This is a genomic window from Paraglaciecola algarum (assembly GCF_021532655.1).
Lineage (GTDB): Bacteria > Pseudomonadota > Gammaproteobacteria > Enterobacterales > Alteromonadaceae > Paraglaciecola > Paraglaciecola algarum.
This window is the reverse complement of sequence record NZ_JAKGAS010000005.1, coordinates 130,431-149,302: the sequence shown is the minus strand read 5'-3', so window position 1 is coordinate 149,302 and position 18,872 is coordinate 130,431. Positions and strand designations below refer to the sequence as shown.

The following is an 18,872-nucleotide window of genomic DNA, read 5'->3' as shown; positions in this document are numbered from 1 at the left end:
GAACAAAGCAGCTATGAGCTTCTAGCTGCGATTAAAGAGCTAGAAGCAAAAAATATTGAGCCACAGAGGGCACAGAGAATACTGAGAAAAATAATGGTTAATAAGCTTGTATCTTAACCATCAATATCTTTTCTCTGTGTGGCGAAGCATCTGTGAACTCTGTGGTAAATAGTTTTGATCTTTTCGGTTACCTATACCCATCACTCGCAGCTCGAAACTATTCCGCTTGTTTATATTCTTGCCAACCATCAGCTAAATAAAGTTTTAATAACTTCTCTGGTGCTGCGGGTAAATCTACGCTGAGTAACAATCCTGGTGTGTCATTAAAACTTTTGTCTACGCCAAGACAATGAAACACCGCACCTAGCTTTTTATAATGTTTAAGCAAAATAGGGACGTCTTTACCATCTGGCTCTATACCTTTAAGCAGTGGTGTGACATGTTCTTCTAGAGCATGTTTAGTGGCGAAGTCATTAAACTCAGGTTGAAACTCGTAACTAAAAGGGTGTCTACGAGCGACTGTATTGGTGAGGGTCACCATAGCTCGTTCAATGATGGCAACACTACGCATGTCGTACAATTTACTAATAGATACTGTGCCATATAAAGTACGATATTGAGGGAACTTACAGACAAAAGCGCCTATTCCACGCCACAATAAAAACAAACCTTGAAAACTTCTTTGATATTCGGGTATCAAAAACGAACGGCCCATTTCTAAGCAAGGTTGTTGCCGATTAATAAACTTGGGGCCAAAATCAAACATCTTGTGCAGATAAAGGTTTTCTAAATTACCATCGGCTAATAGCTTGTCTGTTTGGCCCATGCGATAAGCACCGATTATTTGCCCTGAATCTGGTTTAATCACAAACAAGTGGGTATAAGTGGCGTCGAATTTGTCTGAGTCTATTGGTTCACCGCTACCCTCATTATGCTCTCTGAAAACAAGTTCTCTTAACCTAGCGATTTCGTTAACCGTATTGGGGAGCTGATTTTGATAACCAAAATACACGGCAAGGCCTTTGTGATCTAATAAATGTTGCTCTGCTGGTAATTGACTCACTTCGTTTAAAATCACCTCACCTTTGGTTTCAGGTGCTAGGTCTTGTAACTCAGTGACCGGATCTTTAGGCCAGTTTTTTTTCCATTGTGGATCGAGTAAATAACTTTGAGCTCTAAACATTTTAGTTTGAGTATTGAGGTCGATATCTTTAGCGTAATGTTTAGCTGCAATTGCTTGGCCGCTGGTGACAGTTATGTGTGCATTACGTTTATTCGCAAGCTCCCGAGGTAACATCAACATTCGCAGGCGATAATAAATACGGCCTAATCGATAAAACAAGGGGCTATTCGTGCCACTAACAAACACAGGCAAATAATGTGCTTGAGTGCGATTGGCAATGCTTGCCACTAACCTGTTCCATGACTCGTCAGTAATACGTTTTGTGTCTTTTTGGTAATGACTCACACTGCCGGCAGGGAATATTAATAACGCGCCACCTTGTTTAACATGTTTCAAACAATGACGAATAGACGGAGCATTTTTAGGGTCATTGGCGGCCAAAGGATTGGTAAAAATGAAGTAGTCTTGTATTTCAGGAAATATTTTTAATCCCTTGTTGGCCATCACTTTTATATCAGGCCTAACCTGTTCAATTGCCCAGGCTAAAAATACCCCTTCAATACCACCGAAAGGGTGGTTACTGGCGATCACCACAGGCCCCGATTTTGGAATGCTGTTTTGTAGCTGTTCTATGCCATTTAATTGAATATTTAAGCCGTCTATTAAACGTTTGGCAAAAGTAGTTTTGTCTAATCCATGCAGATTGTTTTCAGTATAAAGTGCATCCATTTTGTGGATAGCTAAAATACGATCTAATAATTTTAAAACAAGTTTGGTAAAAACATTCTTTTTATTTTCACGGACTAAATTGAGCAGGCTGATGGCTGCAGGCATAAAACATTTCCATACATAAATAATGACGTTATCTTGCTTGATTTTAAACAGAAATTCAGCCTTTTCTTTACTTCGAGAAGTAACTTTTCTATGCCAGACACGTGTTCATAGGTATAATCTGCTTTTTGCAATTAACTCTTATCCTTGGCATTCCCCAAGCGTTTATTCAAAGAAAACGTCGAGATAGTAATACCATTCGGCATAAATAATTGGCCTCTCAGCGAGAGTTTAAAAGAGCGTGATCAAGGCGCATGACTGACAGCTCCTTATTAAAAGACAACTCGTTCTCTTTCGAAGTCATGCAACGTAGAGTAAGCCCTTTTAAAACTCGCTGGACACATTCTGAGTGACTACTTATTTATGCCGATTGGTATAATTCCCCTAACATTTATTAAAGAGGTAAAAATGTCCGTTGGATTTGATTTTGGCACGGCCACATGTTCTGTGGCGAACATTGTTAATAATATAGTGCAACCTATAGCGGTAAATGGAGATGAGTCATTCATCGCATCTACTTTATGTGCCCCTAATAGAGAAGCCGTATCAGAATATTTGTATCGCCATTTAAACATATTGCCCATGAGTGAGGTGGGTGAAAAATTGCTACAAAGCTCAATCAATACCAACAAAAGAGAAGGTTTAGATGTAATCCCAGAAGATCTTCGTTTTGGTAAACAAGCCACAGCATTATATTTAGAAGATCCAACTGATTATTATTATGTAAAGTCGCCTAAATCATTTTTAGGCATATTAGGTTTAGATGAAATTCGTTACACCATATTTGAAGATATAGTATGTGCCATGATGGCAAATATTAAACGCAATGTTGAATCGTCATTAGGCAAATTGGTAGATGAAACCGTGATTGGGAGACCTATTAATTTTCACAATAGAGGTGGTGAACAATCAAACATTCAAGCTGAAAATATTCTGTGCAGAGCTGCCACAAGGGCCGGTTTTAAACACATCGAGTTTCAATTTGAGCCTGTAGCTGCTGGTTTAGAGTATGAGGCCACTTTAACCACAGACAGAAATGTTCTGGTGGTGGATATTGGGGGGGGTACTTCAGATTGTTCACTAATACGCATGGGCCCAACTTGGGTAGGTAAACAAGACCGAGCAGAATCTTTACTAGGCCATTCCGGCAGTTTTGTGGGGGGGAATGATTTAGATATTCATTTAGCAAGTAAGAGTTTTATGTTTGAGTTTGGCAAAGACTCAGATGCAAAAACGGGTCTACCCATGCCCAATATGCCATTTTGGGAATGTATCGCCATCAATGATGTGATCGCTCAAAAAACCTTTTATTCACGAGCCAATTATCGAGAACTTAAAGCCATGCAGTCTAGTGCTAAAGAGCCAGACAAGTTAGCTCGATTGATAGAGGTTTACGACAATACTCTAGGCCATAGCATAGTAGCTGAAGCTGAACGTACTAAAATCGCCTTGTCTGAAAGTGAGAATTTTAGCGCGAGAATTCAATTATTTGCTGAAGACATAAACATACCTGTTTCAGTTGAAGAAATGGAAAAATCGATTTACCGACCAGTTAAGCAAATTCAAAAGCTTGTGAGAGAAACCTTAGCTCAAGCCCAAGTACAACCGGATGAAATTTTTATCACTGGTGGTTCGGCCCGCTCTCCCATTGTGCGAGAAGCAATAAAATCGGTTGTTGGAAATGTACCTATTGCTAATGGCGATTATGTTGGTTCGGTGACAGCAGGACTGGCCCGATGGGCCAATTTGTGTTTTAAGTAATCCAAGTATAAAGGAACAAAAACTAAGAGGCACCAATCGTTAGATTCATAAGTCGCGATTGGTATTAAGCCCCTAGCTGAATGTTTTTCAGCCATCTATGATAGTGTCTGCATAGTAAACAATATTCGTAGCCCAAAGTGTCATTAAACGATTAAACCGACTGAAATTTATGGCTTCGTTAGTTTCTATAAAATGATTCTGGATCCCTCCAGCAATGCCTTTATCTTCTCCTTCGAAAATTGTGTGCCGATCAGTGCCTTCTAAGGAAAATGTAACTGAAGATTGGCCTATTTGGGTAACCAATACATGTTCTCTGGTAATAACTTGTGGACCAAAAATATATAAGTCGGTTAATTTGGTTTTTAATACTAAAATACCTTCTTCTGGTTCATCAAAGACACTCCAACCTGACTTGATTAATTTTTGCTTGATTTGATCTTCGAGCGTTCGGCTATAGTCACGTAACACTCTATTGCGATATGTTTTAGTGGTTTTACTTCTAAATTCTTTCAACCATGCAGAGTCAAAATCAGCATCTATGTGACTGACGTAAATTTTACGAGAAGTCGGTAGGTTGGCTACTTCGGCAATACGAAATATATCAAAGTGGGGGCTTTCAATTAGTTCTAACGACTGGGTATTGAGCTTTGCAATTGATACATGGCTAATTGTCCCTAACCCCAAAAATAGAATCGCCAAGGTTAATTTGATAACCTTTCTTGCTACTAGATAAGGACTTTCAAAAATATAAGTTGAGTTAACGTTTTTCAAATTGCTTTCTCCCGCTCATAGTCAATAATATGGCTCATTTGTTTTTTCTTTACATAATTTAAAACGATTACTTTTAAATTATAGGATAGTTCTTAGTTTTAACATGATTAGTCTTAGCCAAAACTCTAAAAAACACTGAGTGAAATCTCTGCTGTAGATATTAAAATAGGGCATAATAGTCGTAAAATGATTTTAATTAATCTCAGCGATTCGCTGGGACTTATTTATAGGCACAAAGGTTCAAAGGGGACACATGCAACAAATTACTATCACCACACCAGACGATTGGCATTTACATTTTAGAGATGGCGAAATGTTAAACGAAACCGTTCCGGCTACCGCCAGATGTTTTGCTCGTGCTATTGTAATGCCTAATTTAGTGCCTCCTGTTACAACCGCAAAAATGGCCTTGGACTATAAACAAAGAATTCTGGCTGCGGCTCCTAAAGGCAGTGGTTTTGAACCTTTGATGACTTTGTTTTTAACTAATCAAACTTCGGTGCAAGATATTGCTGATGCCAAACAAGCTGGCGTTGTGGCTGCTAAATTGTACCCGGCAGGTGCTACTACTAATTCGGCGCAAGCTGTGAGCGGCATTGAGGCTATGTATCCGGTTTTTGCTGAAATGGAAAAACAAGGGTTATTGTTACTAATCCATGGTGAAGTTACCCAAACACATATTGATATTTTTGATCGTGAAAAGTTATTTATTGATCAATATATGACTAAGATAGTCGCCGCATTTCCAAACTTAAAAGTGGTGTTTGAACATATCACCACTCAAGATGCAGCTGAATTTGTAGCTGAAAGTTCAGATAAGGTCGCAGCAACCATTACTCCTCAACATTTATTGCTTAACCGTAATGATTTATTAGTAGGCGGTGTTAAACCTCACAACTATTGTTTGCCTGTGTTAAAACGCGGCACACATCAACAAGCTCTTAGAAAAGCAGTAGCTACAGGTTCTTCGAAGTTTTTCTTAGGCACAGATTCAGCTCCACATGCAAAACATGCCAAAGAATCGGCCTGTGGTTGTGCGGGATGTTACAGTGCGTGGAGTGCGTTAGAGCTTTACACTCAAGTGTTTGATGATTTAGATGCCTTAGACAAATTGGAAGGCTTTGCTAGCTTACATGGTGCTGATTTTTACGGTTTGCCTAGAAACACAGGTACGGTTACTTTAGTTAAAGAAAGCTGGCAAGTTCCTGATTCTGTAAGCTTAGCGAGTGGCGAGCCAATAGTGCCATTTTTTGCAGGACAAACTGTTAATTGGAAAATAGTCTAATATCATTTTGTAGAATTGTAAGTTTTCTCTTAGGGGTTTGAATTTGTCAATGTTCCGAATGCAGAGTTTAACTATTTTTACCAAGTACTTTTGGTTGGTTATCTGTATTGGTGGAGCAAATGCAAACGAATTAATCTCAAATGATAAATTGTTGCGAGTGGCGGTCATTTACATTGAGGAGCCTCCATACCTCTATACTGATGCCAATCATCACTATCACGGGATATTTCCCTCCCTTGCTCAAGCCTTAAGCAGGGAGCTTGGTTTAGAGCTGAAGTATGTACCTACGGGTAGAAAAGGTTTAGAAAAGGTCCTTTTGGATGATGAGGCAGATATGACTTGGTTATCTCCCAAATGGGTGAGTAAAGACACAAAACTGCAGTTTTCTGCCCCCCTTATTGTGCATAGAGAGTTCTTATATAGCTTTTCACCTTTTAACGAAACAGATAACGAAAACAAAATATTATTTTGGTTGAAGAATAAATCTGTGTGTATTAGACAATATTATAAATATCCTAATCTCGATCCATATTTTCAAACGAATATTGCACAGGCTGTTGAAGTATCTAATCAAACACCTTTGATTAAACTATTTCGAAAAGGGCGTTGTGACCTGCTCTACTTAGATGAATATCGAGCCGCCTGGATGACTAATCGTTTTAATATCAAACGTAAAGTATGGCGTTCGAGTTCAGCAATCGAAAGCTCTGATTTAAGCTTCGTGTTTGGTCTCAAATGGAAGGATAGGATATCAAAAATTAATCAGGTTGTAGCTAAAATTAAGGATTCAGGTGAGCTTGATTCTATTTTGGCAAATAACCTTTATCCAATAGATTTGCTGAAATAAAAGTATCACTAACTAAAATTAAGCCAACCCCATTGATTAACTTTTTTAGAGTTGAAATAGAATAAATATGAACGAATTAGTTTGTTGCCAAATTGAAAATAACATTGCCACTATCACTTTACAAAACGGCAAGGCTAATGCCATTTCCCATGAGGTTATTAATGACTTAAATAGCGCTTTGGATAAAGCTGAACAAGCAAATGCAGTGGTTGTTTTAACTGGTCAGCCAGGCATGTTGTCAGCCGGTTACGATTTAAAGATCATGCAGGAAAGTATGCAGTCTGCAATGGCTCTTGTGGCCAAGGGGTCAGCTCTAACTCGACGTATGTTGGCATTCCCTTATCCAATAATAGTGGCATGTAGTGGGCATGCGGTAGCCAAAGGTGCATTTTTATTGCTCGCGGCTGATTATCGTATTGGTGTGGCCGGTGATTTTAAGATAGGTTTAAATGAAGTGGCTATTGGTATGACTATGCATCATGCTGGGGTAGAATTAGCCAGAGGACGATTAGCACCAGTATTTTTTAACCGCTCAGTTATTTTAGCTGAAATGTTTACACCTCAAGACGCCGAGAATGCAGGATTTTTAGATAAGCTAGTTAGCGAACAAGAGTTTTGGCCTACGGTAAATTTTGTCGCTCAGGCCATGACTAAATTAAACATGACAGCCCACCACCAAACTAAATTAAAAGCACGGGCAGAATTGCTGCAAGTGTTAGATGAAAATATAGAAAAAGACCGACATAGCAGTTTGTAACAACACAAGTGTGAAACCTTAGTAGACATAAATCAAAGAGATTATTTTGAATAAAGAATTTGCTTCATTAGGCTTAAAAAATGCCTTATTAGACAACCTTGAATCTATGGGATTCAAGGAAATGACAGATATCCAAGCCATGAGTTTACCGGCTATTATCGAAGGTAAAGATGTGGTGGCTAAAGCTAAAACAGGCAGTGGTAAAACCGCCGCTTTTGGTTTGGGGTTATTGCATAACCTAAGAGTGAAACGTTTTCGCGTACAAGCTTTGGTAATGTGCCCCACCCGTGAGTTAGCTGAACAGGTCGCTTTAGAGATCCGCAAGCTAGGCCGTGGTATTCACAATATTAAAGTCCTAACACTTTGCGGTGGCACACCTATGGGGCCACAAATAGGCTCTTTAGAACATGGTGCACATATTATTGTGGGTACGCCAGGGCGCATTATGGATCATCTATTTAGACAAAGACTCGATTTGTCTGAAGTGAATACCTTAGTGCTTGATGAAGCTGACAGAATGTTAGACATGGGCTTTGAGGTAGAAATGGCCAAGGTCATAGATGCAGTGCCACTTGAGCGCCAAACCTTGTTATTTTCAGCAACCTATCCGGATACTATTGCCCAAATCAGTCGAGATGTGCAACGTAACCCAATCGAAGTCAGTGTTGAGGCTACCCATGAAGCTAACAGTATTGAGCAAATATTTTTCGAAGTTGAAGAGCCTCACAGAATAAAAGCCGTAGCGGCTTTACTCAGTCATTACCAACCAGAATCTGCCATAGTGTTTTGTAATACTAAGATTGCCTGTCAAGAAGTGGCTGACGAGCTGGCTAGCATAGGTGTGTCTGCTTTAGCTTTACACGGTGATTTAGAACAGCGTGACAGAACACAAGTTCTGACTCGTTTTGCTAATCGAAGTGTGTCGGTGTTAATTGCCACAGATGTAGCGTCTCGCGGGTTAGATATTAAAGAAGTAAATGCAGTGATCAGTTATCAAATCACTCCAGATCCTGAAGTGCATATTCATCGTATTGGCCGAACAGGACGAGCAGATGCAAAAGGCCTAGCGCTTACGCTGTGTTCACCCAAAGAAATGCCTAGAGCCAATGCCATAGAAGACTATCAAAAAGCTAAAATTAAATGGACGGGTATCCAATCAATCCGTTTTCATGCCAATCGTTTGATCCAGCCTGAATATGCCACGATCTGTATTGATGCTGGTAAAAAAAGCAAAATTAGACCTGGTGATGTTATAGGTGCTTTGACCAAAGACGCCGACATAGCTTTTGAAGACGTAGGAAAAATCAATGTGACTGCTACTCACACCTATGTGGCAGTGAAAACCCGCAGCGTGAAACGCGCACTTAAACAATTTAACGAAGGCAAATTAAAAGGCCGTAAGTTTAAAGCAAGAAAGTTGAGCTAAGGTACTTTTTGGGGCGATTTAAAAGTTAAGCTGCAACTGCTGCTTAACTTTTAAATATTATTATTCCTTATCCTTTTACATTAGGGCTTTTTAAAAAATAACCTCATACTCAGTCACTGAATAAAAATCCTGATTGGCTTTTAATTCTGCACTAGGGAAATTGCCATGATTGGGAGTATCAGGGTAAAACTGACTTTCGAAACACACACCTTGATGAGCTTGGTAGATGGCACCGTCTTTTCCGGGCATATCGGCAAAGTGATTGGCTGTAAAAATCTGCATACCCGGCATTGAGGTATACACTTTCATTTCTATGCCAGATTCAGCGCATATTGCATTGCCTGCATACAAAGCGTCTTTTTGCTCTGAGATAAAATGATCTAAACATAAATTGTGATCCAAACCATTTCCGTATTCTAATTGTTGGTGTGTTAAAGCTAAAACATCAGCAATCGTAGTGGGAGTTCTAAAATCAAATGGAGTGGCATCTACCGTTGCTAGCTCTCCAGTTGGAATCGCATTTGAATCAGTCGGCGTGTATCGACCGGCCTCTATTGATATCTTATGCTGGGTAACATCTCCGCTATTTTGGCCAGCTAAATTAAAGTAGGCGTGATTAGTTGGATTAAAAATTGTGTCCTGATCGCTTCTAGCAAAATATTCAATTTTTAAGCGGTTTTGATGGGTAAGGCTATATATCGCTTTCACTTCAATATTTCCTGGAAACCCTTGGTCACCATCATGGCTCAACATTTCTAATGCCAATGAGGGGGCATTTGAATCAGGCAGCACGGTTGCTTGCCACACATAACTATTAAACCCATTAGCTCCGCCATGTAAACAATTGCCATTTTGGTTCACATCAACTTGGTAGTCAGCGCCGTTTAAGCTGAACTTTCCTTGGTTGATACGATTCGCGTACCTGCCTACTAACGTGCCTAAATAACTCTGATCATTCACATATTCTTCTAGGGTATCAAAACCTAGCACAATATCTGTGGATTGAAGTTTAGTGGGAACATGAAAGCGGCGTAAGATCCCGCCTAATGTTAAAATATCTGCCGAAACACCATTTTCATTGGTTAGTGTGTACTGTTCTACGTTTTGGCCATTACTTAAGGTGCCGAAATTTTGTTTTTTTATCATTATTTATTAGTCTCAATTGAAGTGCTAAATGGAGTTAGGCAAATGGATTCAGGTAATCCAGTATAGGGAGTATGGTAAACAAATAAGTTACCGTTGCTAGGCTGTTCATCTAAAAGTTTTTCCGATAAGCCTATTCTGGCAGAGGTCACAAACAAGTGTTGTAAGTCAGGTCCCCCAAATGCCACGCAGGAGGGTTGTTTACAAGGAACATCCAAAGTTAACAACAATTCGCCATCTGGGCTGTAACGCTTAACTGTATTACTTGCCCATTGAGCATTCCAAATACAACCTTGGTTGTCTACACAGGAGCCATCTGGGTATGCATGACTGTCAGTTTTTGCAAATTGAGTTAACTGGCCTATATCGCCTGTCTCAGTATTCATTTTGGCTTGTCGAATAGTTTGGGTTGGTGAGTCGGCAAAATAAAGGGTATCCCCATTTGGGCTCCAACATAAACCATTGGATACTTTTATTTGCTCTATTACTTTTGTCACTTGATGATTATGCTCTAAACGATACAGCGAGGCTCTTGCTCTGGATTCGTCAGCGCCCTCATCCTGCATCATAGAGCCAGCCCAGAATCGACCTTGGCGATCAACTCGGCCATCGTTTAATCGCGTATGTGAATACTCGGTTTCTACTTTTTGTATCCAGTTTATTTTGCCAGTATGGGGATTAAAAAATGCAAAACCAGATTCAAAACCACAAATTAGCCAATCCAAATTTGGGGTTAAGCCAAAACAGCCTAAGCGCTCAGGGCACATATATTGTTTTGCTTGTAAGTCGCCAAATTTCCAACTGAATAATGTGCTTTGTTGGATGTCAGTCCAATAAACAATTTCTTGCCTATGATCCCAAATCACACCTTCGCCGAGAGTATTGCCAACGGCAAGTTTTTGAGTAAGTTGTATCGATTCCGCCAAGCTTGATCCTTCTTAGTTTAATATACTAATTAAGAATGAGTATATTCTTTTCTAAGGGCAAAAATCACCTGCTTTTATTCGTTAATGGTTTATACAAATTATTATTTACACCTGTATGCAAATTGCGTCTTTTTTTGCTTTTTTCAACCAATTCATGGACTTCCTCAAGGTATCTGCCAAACAGTCTGCAAATCCTGTCCACTTCGGCTGTTTTAGTGCTTGACATGATAGACAGGTGGTACCTAAACTGTCATTTGTGGGTAAAAGTGGCACAAAGTGGATCTTACGGGATCCAAATGTTGGCAGTTGCTCTTACTAGTTAAATTGACTTAAGAAAATAAAATAAAAAGGTTAGGGGAATGTTCCGCGGCGCTAACGCAATCAATCTAGATATAAAAGGGCGAGTTACGATACCTACCCGGTACCGTCAATCCCTGCTGGATGATTGTCAGGGACAACTAGTTTGTACAGTAGATACTCAGCAGCCTTGTTTGCTGCTTTACCCACTACCCGAATGGGAAGAAATTGAGCTTAAGCTCAGTCGTTTATCTAGCATGAATCCTCATGAACGTCGTATGCAGCGTTTGTTATTGGGGCATGCCACTGAGGGGGATATGGATAAAAATGGGCGCTTTTTATTAGGTGCGCCATTACGCCAACATGCCAAATTAGATAAACAAATCATGTTAGTAGGCCAGTTCAATAAGTTTGAGATCTGGGATGCAGACGTTTGGCAACAACAAATTGATTTAGATGTAGCAACAGAGCAAGAAGCCAACTTTGAATTAACTGAGCGACTGCAGGATTTCTCACTTTAATGGACAACGAATTCTCACATCTATCTGTTTTATTACAGGAGTCAATCGACGGATTAGACATCAAGCCTGATGGTGTGTATTTAGACGCTACTTTTGGTCGTGGTGGACATTCAAAACAGATTTTAAATAAGCTGTCCGATAAAGGCCGTTTAATCGCTATTGACCGAGATCCTACTGCGATTCAAGCTGCCCAAACTTTTGCGGATGATGCACGTTTTTCAATTCACCACAGTGCTTTTTCTGATTTAGAAAAGGTGGCTGAAGAATTGGGCTTGGTAGGCAAGGTAGACGGTATTTTAATGGACTTAGGTGTATCTTCTCCACAACTAGATGACGCAGAGCGTGGTTTTAGTTTTATGCGCTCTGGCCCATTAGATATGCGTATGGACACTTCTAAGGGGTTAAGTGCCGCTCAGTGGTTAGCTAAAGCTGAAGAGCAAGACATTACCCAAGTTATTAAGGAGTTTGGCGAAGAAAAGTTTGGCAAACGTATCGCCCACGCCATAGTGAATACTCGTCAAGTTACTCCTATCACTACCACTTCTCAATTAGCCGAAATTATTGACCAAGCGGTGCCAGTAAAAGATAAATATAAACATCCGGCTACTCGCAGTTTTCAAGCCATTCGTATTTATATCAATAGCGAGTTAGATGAAATCAAAACTGGCTTAAAGGCCGCTCTCAATACTTTGGCTCCAACTGGACGTTTAGCTGTGATCAGTTTCCACTCTTTGGAAGACAGGTTAGTGAAACGATTTATGCGTGAACAAAGTCGTGGACTTCAAGTGCCAGCAGGTTTACCCATAATGCAGGCTGAAATCGATGCTGCCAAAGCCATGAAAACAATAGGCAAGGCTATCAAGCCATCAGCTGATGAATTAAACCAAAATGTCAGGGCCAGAAGCTCGGTGTTAAGGGTGGCTGAAAAATTGTGAAAACTGCAAACACCAACTTCAACCTACTCAGTTTTATACTCGCTGATTTAGCCCGCCATCCTGTGCGGGTTTTGTTGTTTCTAGCCGTATTGGTTAGTGCGGGTTTGGTGATCCTGAGTGCTCACCATAATCGACAGATGTCGATAGCCATCGAAAGGTTGATGCAAGAGCAAGACAGGCTTGATGTTGAGTGGCGAAATTTAGTTCTTGAGCAAAGTGCCTTGAGTGAACATAACCGTATTGAAAATTTGGTGAAAACAGAACTCAATATGCATCGCCCAGAACCCAATGAAGAAATTGTGGTGAGGGTAAAATGAGCTTAAATACTGGTCGCCAAGTTAATAAAAGTAGTAAGGCTAAAAAGGCCAATCACGCTAATTCTAGTAAGGCGAAGACAAGCCACGTTAGGTCTCATCATGCTAAGCCAAACAGTGTGCCAGAGTTATTACATTGGCGTTTTGTGGTAGTGATTGGCGCTATTATTTTGGTGTTTGTAGGCTTAAGTGCCCGTGCGGTTTACATCCAAGTAGTGGCACCTGATTTATTAATAAAACGGGGCGATAGCCGTACCTTGCGTACCCACAGCAATCCGCTACACAGAGGTTTGATTACAGACAGAAATGGTCAGCAATTAGCAGTAAGTGTGCCAGTTAGAGCTATTTGGGCCAACCCTAAAACTATCGCTGAGTCGATGTTAGCTCTTGAAGAGCAAGCTAGTAAAGATCCTGAGTTTGATTTAGCCCTTAAACTGTCAGCCAATGCCAAAAGGTGGAAAGCATTAGCTGAAATATTAGGCCAAGATCTTAAAGCCTTGAAAAACAAGGTGAGCGATCCTGAAGATACTTTTGTGTATATTCAGCGTCAAGTGTCACCCGCTATGGCTGAATATGTGCAACAGCTTAAATTGGCTGGGGTACACTTGCGCGATGAGTCGAGAAGATATTACCCAAGTGGCGAAGTATCAGCACATATTGTTGGTTTTACCGATGTGGATGATGTGGGCATTGAAGGGGTCGAAAAGTTATATAACAAATGGTTGGCTGGCTCAAAAGGTTCGCGAAAAATTCGCCGCGACGGAAAAGGCCGTATGGTGGAATTGTTGGAGTTTACCGAAGGGGAAAAACCACAAGATATTCAACTCACCATAGATCAACGTATTCAAGCGATTGCCTACAAAGAATTGAAACAAGCAGTGCAATATTATCGAGCCGCATCTGGCTCGGCCATAGTGGTCGACGTAAAAAGTGGTGAAATTTTAGGTTTAGTCAATAGCCCGTCTTTTAATCCAAATAACAAAGCCACCGCGATGCCTCATAGAGTGCGTAATCGAGCGGTGACTGACGCATATGAGCCAGGTTCTTCGGTTAAACCTTTAGCTGTGTTAAGTGCTTTAGAGTTTGGCTCTGCCGAGCTGGATACGGTAATTGACACCTCTCCGGGTTGGATGCATTTGGGCGGTAATATAGTTCGTGATTCACGTAATTATGGAAAAATCGATCTCACTGAAATTATTCGTAAATCTAGCAATATGGGCACCTCAAAGTTGGCTTTGTCTGTACCTAAAGAATTTTTAATTGATACTTATTACAACGTTGGCCTGATGAGCGACAGTGGGGCTAATTTACTAGGTGAGAGTAACGGCATATTTAATGAGCGTAATCGCTGGTCTGATTTTGAATTATCGACCCTTTCGTTTGGTTATGGCATATCGGTTACCGCCCTACAATTGGCTCGCATGTATAGCATTTTAGGTGACGGCGGGATTAAACGCCCATTGAGTATCATCAAATCTGAGGAGCCGGTTGAAAGTGAAAGAGTGATCAGTCGTCAAACTACCCAACAAGTGTTACAGATGATGGAAAGTGTGGTGCAAAAAGGTGGCTCTGCAGAAAAAGCCCGCATTCCAGGATATCGTGTAGCAGGTAAAACCGGCACTAGTCGTAAAGCGATTGCCAATGGTTATGGTGATGAATATGTGAATATTTTTGCTGGTGTGGCACCTGTATCTGACCCTCAGTTAGCGGTAGTGATTTTAATTAATGAACCAAAAGGTGAACATTATTATGCAGGCCATACAGCCGCGCCTGTTTTTGCCGAAGTTATGGCGGCTAGCCTGCAATTATTGAATGTGCCACCCGATGACAAAACCGTGCCGTCTTTAGCTACCACACCTATGAGTAAAAACTCTAGGAGTCAAGATGCAGGCTGATATGGTGACTATTGATAATCAATTCCCTCAAGCGTTTGATCAAAGTATCAAACCTTTGTTAGCGCACTTTTCGATAGATGCGCCAGATATCATGATCAGTGGCCTAGTGTTAGACAGTCGTGATGTGTCGATCCATAAAGCGTTTGTGGCAGTCAAAGGGCATGTCCGAGATGGCCGAGATTTTATTCCTCAAGCTGTGAGTCTAGGCGCTAAAGTGATTTTGGCTGAATGTGACAATCCATCAGAGCACGGCTGTGTGCAAATGCGTGAACAAAGTTTGGTCGTAGGGTTTTATCGACTTCCAGAAAAATTGTCTGAATTAGCTGGCTGGTTTTATCAGTTTCCGGCCAATTCTCTTTCTGTGATTGCCATCACTGGCACCAATGGTAAAACGTCTACCGTGCAGTTGACTAGCCAATTAGCAAATTTATTGGGGGAGCAAGCAGCGTCTATTGGTACCTTAGGTGCCGGTATGTATCAGCCAAAAGCTGGAGCTAGTTTACAAACCACGGTTAATACCACACCTGACGCCATAAGTATGCAAGCATTGCTGGCTGAATTTGTAGGAGATGGTGCTTTTCAAGTGGCCTTAGAAGCTTCGTCTCATGCTTTAGTTCAAAATCGTATCAAAGCCATTAAAACTGACGTAGCTGTGTTTACCAACTTAACCCGTGATCATTTAGATTATCACGGCTCAATGTCGGCATACGCGGCAGCCAAAAGGCAATTATTAGCTCAGCCCGAATTAGCTTTTGTGGTGATAAATGCTGACGATGTAGAACATAAAAACTGGTTAGCTGAGGTGCCAAGTTCAGCTACTTGCGTGTTGTTTGGTCAAACTATTCAAGCTCAAGCTGTGCCTGGAACCCATAAGTATTGTATTGCTAAAAATGTGCATTACAGCTCATCGGGGATCCGTATGTCTTTGCAATCCTCTTGGGGAGATTGTGAGTTACGTTTGGCATTGTTAGGGCAATTTAATGTATCTAACGTGTTAGCAGCAATTTGTGCACAACTTTGCCTAGGTAAAAGCCTAAAACAAATTGCTTATGTAGCGCAAAAATTAAAACCAGTCGCGGGGCGCATGGAAATATTCACCCGTCCACAATCAGCCACAGTAGTGGTAGATTACGCCCATACTCCAGATGCATTAGAAAAAGCCTTACAGGCTACTAGGCAACATTGCCAAGGCAAGCTGTATTGTGTGTTTGGTTGTGGTGGAGACAGAGATTCAGGTAAACGTTCATTAATGGGCGAAATAGCTGAACAATTAGCAGATAGTGTGATTTTGACTGACGACAATGTACGCAGTGAAGATCCAAACTTAATTATAAATGACATTTTAGCGGGTTGCAGAAATCCAGATGTCATCACGGTTGAACATGATCGTAAACAAGCTATTCAGCTGGCAGCTAGTCAATCAGTTGCAGGCGATATGATTTTAGTGGCCGGCAAAGGACACGAACAATATCAAATAATAGGTAATCAATCACTGGCATACGATGAGCGTTTGTTTGTATCACAATTTCAAAAGGGGAAAAACGTATGATCCCGGTTTCACTTTCTTGGGTCGCTGAGCAGGCCCAGGGACAACTATTAGGTCAATTTGACAGTAGCATAGTGGTGTCAGGTGTGAGTACCGACACTCGAAGCATTCAGCCTGGTGATCTTTTTTTAGCTTTAGTCGGGCCTAATTTTGATGGTCATAAGTTTGCACAACAAGCTAAAGAAAAAGGCGCTATTGGTTTAATCGTCTCCCGCAAAATAGATACTGACTTACCTTGTATTTTAGTTGACGATACCAAATTAGCTTTAGGTCGATTGGGTGCGGCAGTCAAAGCTGAGGTGGCACCTAAAACTATTGGTATTACTGGTAGTAGTGGTAAAACCACGGTTAAAGAAATGGTAGCGGCTATTTTGTCTCGCCGTGGAAAAGTATTAGCCACTAAAGGTAACTTCAATAATGATCTTGGTGTGCCCATGACATTATTGCGGTTAGAAAGACATCACGAGTTTGCAGTGATTGAAATGGGTGCCAACCATTTAGGTGAAATTGCTTATACCACCAACTTAGTTAAGCCGGACGTGGCTACCATAGTGAATGCTGCTGCTGCTCACTTAGAAGGATTTGGCAGTTTATTAGGTGTAGCGCGCGCCAAAAGTGAAATATTTAAAGGACTATCAGAGAAGGGGGCGAATAAAGGCTTAGCAATAGTTAATGCAGATAGTCAGTTTGCTGATTATTGGTTAGGAAAACTCAAGTACAACAAAGTACAAACTTTTTCAGCTGAAAAAGCAGCTGATGTGTTTGCTGAAGATATTACCTTAGGCTTAGACGGCTGTGCTCAGTTTGATTTGGTTACACCTACAGGTCGTATTGGTATTACACTAGCTCTGCCAGGCACGCACAATGTGAGTAACGCACTAGTGGCAGCTTCATTAGCTATGGAAGTGGGCGCTAGCCTTAGTGATGTGCAAGAAGGTTTACGAGCAATGCCTCATGTGTCTGGGCGTTTACAAGTTAAACAGTTAACTAATCAAGTCAAAATTATTGATGATACATACAACGCGAATGTGGCTTCGGTTAATGCAGCTATTGACTTGTTATCTAGTTTTGCTGGCCGAAAAATATTGTTATTAGGTGACATGGCGGAATTGGGTGAAAAAGCCCGTTATTACCATGAAAAAGTAGGCGAATATGCTAAACAACAGGGCATTGATGAGTTGTACAGTTTAGGTGTATTAAGCCAAAGCGCCAGTGCTGTATTTGAGCAAAAGGGTAAACATTTTAGTGAGTTAGCTCAAATGATCGAGTTTTTAAATGAACACGTCATTTTTGAAAAATGTGATATTAGTATCTTGGTTAAAGGCTCACGTAGTGCCCGAATGGAGTTAGTAGTAAAAGCCTTGGAGGACTCTCCATTGGGAAAGCTTGAAAGGGTTAGGGAGCGCATTGCATGTTGATGTGGCTAGCCGATTGGCTACAGCAATTTGATTCTGGTTTTCGAGTATTTGAATATATTACTTTGCGTGCCATTTTAAGCACTTTAACCGCTTTAGCTATGGCTTTGATCATTGGGCCTAAAATGATTACTTGGTTACAAAGAATGCAAATCGGCCAAACGGTACGTGATGATGGGCCTGAATCTCATTTGGCTAAATCAGGCACACCTACAATGGGGGGCTTACTAATTTTAGCAGCCATAGTGAGCAGTGTGTTGTTATGGGCAGATTTAACTAATCGATATGTTTGGGTAACCCTTTTTGTGTTGGTGAGTTACGGCATTATTGGTTTTATAGACGACTACCGTAAAGTTATTCGTAAAGACGCCAGAGGTCTAATTGCTCGCTGGAAATATTTTTGGCAATCAATTGTGGCGATTGGTGTTGCGTTATATTTATATTCTGCCCAACAAAATCCTGCCGAAACAGCCTTGTTAGTGCCTTTCTTTAAAGAAGTTATGCCGCAATTGGGTATGTTATTTATTGTGGTGACCTATTTTGTGATTGTAGGTACCAGTAATGCGGTAAATCTAACCGACGGTTTAGATGGCCTGGCCATAGTGCCGACTATCTTGGTGGCAGGAGCGTTTGCCATTTTTGCTTATGCCACTGGCCATGTGAATTTTTCTGCCTATCTAAATATTCCTTATCTGCCATTAACCAGCGAACTAGTAGTGGTATGTACCGCTATGGTTGGTGCGGGATTAGGGTTCTTATGGTTTAACACTTATCCGGCGCAAGTCTTTATGGGGGATGTCGGCTCACTGGCCTTAGGCGGTACTTTAGGCATTTTAGCGGTGTTAATCAGACAAGAAATTGTGTTGTTTATCATGGGCGGTTTATTTGTTGCAGAGACCTTGTCGGTAATTTTGCAAGTAGGTTCGTTCAAATTAAGAGGTAAACGTATCTTTAGAATGGCACCTATTCATCATCATTATGAATTGAAAGGTTGGCCCGAACCAAGAGTAATAGTTAGGTTTTGGATCATATCTTTGATTTTAGTGTTAATCGGTTTGGCCACCTTAAAATTAAGATAA

At 40.8% G+C, this 18,872-nt stretch carries 16 protein-coding genes; 12 read left to right on the top strand and 4 right to left on the bottom strand.

Annotated features, from left to right (window positions below):
• Positions 1 to 217: 217 nt before the first annotated feature.
• Positions 218 to 1,957: a bifunctional lysophospholipid acyltransferase family protein/GNAT family N-acetyltransferase gene (locus L0668_RS10905; protein WP_235312519.1), complete on the bottom strand. Its 1,740-nt coding sequence runs from the start codon at positions 1,955 to 1,957 to the stop codon at positions 218 to 220.
• 405 nt (positions 1,958 to 2,362) lie between these two features.
• Between L0668_RS10905 and yegD the strand changes: the two genes are divergently transcribed.
• Entirely contained in the window at positions 2,363 to 3,715 is a 1,353-nt protein-coding gene (gene yegD / locus L0668_RS10900; protein ID WP_235312517.1) for a molecular chaperone, read from the top strand.
• An 87-nt stretch (positions 3,716 to 3,802) separates the two neighbouring features.
• Here yegD and L0668_RS10895 read toward each other — a convergent pair whose 3' ends face one another.
• A complete protein-coding gene (locus L0668_RS10895) occupies positions 3,803 to 4,486 on the bottom strand; it encodes a hypothetical protein (RefSeq protein ID WP_235312515.1) in 684 nt (227 codons plus the stop codon).
• 253 nt (positions 4,487 to 4,739) lie between these two features.
• Here L0668_RS10895 and pyrC point away from each other — a divergent pair, with 253 nt between their 5' ends.
• From pyrC to dbpA, 4 genes are all read left to right on the top strand, one after another.
• The gene (pyrC, locus tag L0668_RS10890; protein ID WP_235312513.1) at positions 4,740 to 5,771 is read left to right on the top strand and encodes a dihydroorotase; all 1,032 of its coding nucleotides are present in this window, start codon (positions 4,740 to 4,742) and stop codon (positions 5,769 to 5,771) included.
• Between the two features lie 49 nt (positions 5,772 to 5,820).
• Complete coding sequence (locus tag L0668_RS10885; RefSeq protein WP_235312797.1) at positions 5,821 to 6,618, top strand: substrate-binding periplasmic protein; 798 nt, start codon at positions 5,821 to 5,823, stop codon at positions 6,616 to 6,618.
• Positions 6,619 to 6,685: 67 nt separating this feature from the next.
• Positions 6,686 to 7,375 carry a crotonase/enoyl-CoA hydratase family protein gene (locus L0668_RS10880; protein WP_235312511.1) on the top strand — a complete coding sequence of 230 codons (690 nt, stop codon included), beginning with the start codon at positions 6,686 to 6,688 and terminating at the stop codon, positions 7,373 to 7,375.
• 46 nt (positions 7,376 to 7,421) lie between these two features.
• Entirely contained in the window at positions 7,422 to 8,801 is a 1,380-nt protein-coding gene (dbpA, locus tag L0668_RS10875; RefSeq protein WP_235312509.1) for an ATP-dependent RNA helicase DbpA, read from the top strand.
• A gap of 90 nt (positions 8,802 to 8,891) precedes the next feature.
• On the opposite strand, the gene L0668_RS10870 is transcribed toward dbpA, so the two are convergent.
• Both L0668_RS10870 and L0668_RS10865 read right to left on the bottom strand, forming a co-directional pair.
• Positions 8,892 to 9,947, bottom strand: a complete 1,056-nt coding sequence (locus tag L0668_RS10870; RefSeq protein ID WP_235312507.1) for an aldose epimerase family protein — start codon at positions 9,945 to 9,947, stop codon at positions 8,892 to 8,894.
• Positions 9,947 to 10,870: an SMP-30/gluconolactonase/LRE family protein gene (locus L0668_RS10865; RefSeq protein ID WP_235312505.1), complete on the bottom strand. Its 924-nt coding sequence runs from the start codon at positions 10,868 to 10,870 to the stop codon at positions 9,947 to 9,949. Before L0668_RS10865 ends, L0668_RS10870 begins: the two co-directional genes overlap by 1 nt.
• A gap of 359 nt (positions 10,871 to 11,229) precedes the next feature.
• Here L0668_RS10865 and mraZ point away from each other — a divergent pair, with 359 nt between their 5' ends.
• The 7 genes from mraZ to mraY are packed head-to-tail and all read left to right on the top strand — an operon-like array spanning position 11,230 to position 18,872.
• Positions 11,230 to 11,688 (top strand): division/cell wall cluster transcriptional repressor MraZ, encoded by a 459-nt coding sequence (gene mraZ / locus L0668_RS10860; RefSeq protein ID WP_235312503.1) that lies wholly within the window; start codon positions 11,230 to 11,232, stop codon positions 11,686 to 11,688.
• Complete coding sequence (gene rsmH, locus L0668_RS10855) at positions 11,688 to 12,623, top strand: 16S rRNA (cytosine(1402)-N(4))-methyltransferase RsmH (protein WP_235312502.1); 936 nt, start codon at positions 11,688 to 11,690, stop codon at positions 12,621 to 12,623. Before mraZ ends, rsmH begins: the two co-directional genes overlap by 1 nt.
• The gene (gene ftsL / locus L0668_RS10850) at positions 12,620 to 12,940 is read left to right on the top strand and encodes a cell division protein FtsL (protein ID WP_235312501.1); all 321 of its coding nucleotides are present in this window, start codon (positions 12,620 to 12,622) and stop codon (positions 12,938 to 12,940) included. The genes rsmH and ftsL overlap by 4 nt, the downstream gene beginning before the upstream one ends.
• The gene (locus L0668_RS10845; RefSeq protein WP_235312500.1) at positions 12,937 to 14,832 is read left to right on the top strand and encodes a peptidoglycan D,D-transpeptidase FtsI family protein; all 1,896 of its coding nucleotides are present in this window, start codon (positions 12,937 to 12,939) and stop codon (positions 14,830 to 14,832) included. Before ftsL ends, L0668_RS10845 begins: the two co-directional genes overlap by 4 nt.
• Entirely contained in the window at positions 14,822 to 16,381 is a 1,560-nt protein-coding gene (gene murE, locus L0668_RS10840; RefSeq protein ID WP_235312499.1) for a UDP-N-acetylmuramoyl-L-alanyl-D-glutamate--2,6-diaminopimelate ligase, read from the top strand. Before L0668_RS10845 ends, murE begins: the two co-directional genes overlap by 11 nt.
• Complete coding sequence (locus L0668_RS10835; protein ID WP_235312498.1) at positions 16,378 to 17,796, top strand: UDP-N-acetylmuramoyl-tripeptide--D-alanyl-D-alanine ligase; 1,419 nt, start codon at positions 16,378 to 16,380, stop codon at positions 17,794 to 17,796. Before murE ends, L0668_RS10835 begins: the two co-directional genes overlap by 4 nt.
• Positions 17,790 to 18,872 (top strand): phospho-N-acetylmuramoyl-pentapeptide-transferase, encoded by a 1,083-nt coding sequence (mraY, locus tag L0668_RS10830; RefSeq protein WP_235312497.1) that lies wholly within the window; start codon positions 17,790 to 17,792, stop codon positions 18,870 to 18,872. Before L0668_RS10835 ends, mraY begins: the two co-directional genes overlap by 7 nt.